The organism is Actinospica acidithermotolerans (assembly GCF_018139625.1).
GTDB classification, from domain to species: domain Bacteria; phylum Actinomycetota; class Actinomycetes; order Streptomycetales; family Catenulisporaceae; genus Actinospica; species Actinospica acidithermotolerans.
Window position 1 is genome coordinate 1 of the sequence record NZ_JAGSOH010000366.1, and the last position, 437, is coordinate 437.

The 437-nt window shown below is 67.7% G+C and carries 1 protein-coding gene; it reads left to right on the forward strand.

Going from position 1 to position 437, the window contains the following annotated elements:
* Positions 1-153 precede the first annotated feature (153 nt).
* On the forward strand, positions 154-437 hold a 284-nt coding region (locus KDK95_RS35110; protein WP_212522658.1), incomplete at its 3' end, for an amino acid permease.

The following is a 437-nucleotide window of genomic DNA, read 5'->3' on the forward strand; positions in this document are numbered from 1 at the left end:
CCGGTGGCTGCCGCCGGATTGTGCCGATTCCGGCAGCCTGGCCGGGGCGCAGCGCGTGCCCCGCCATGCATGACCCCCGTCAGTGGTAATGCTGCGCTGCGTTCGGTCACACTCGGGAACTTGTCGTTCTTAGTCACCCCTTCCGAGGCCTGCATGTCCCTGTTCCGGCGCAAGTCCCTAGATTCCGTCACCGTCCACGAAGCCGGCAGGCGCCTGATCCCGACGCTCAGCTGGCCGCACCTGATCGCACTGGGCATCGGTGCCATCGTCGGCACCGGCATCTACACGCTGATCGGCGTCGGTGCCAATCTGGCCGGCCCGGCCGTGCTGATCTCCTTCGCCATCGCCGGTGCGGTCTGCGCCTGTGCGGCGCTGTCCTATGCCGAGCTGTCGACGATGATGCCGGCCGCCGGCAGCGCCTACACCTACAGCTACAG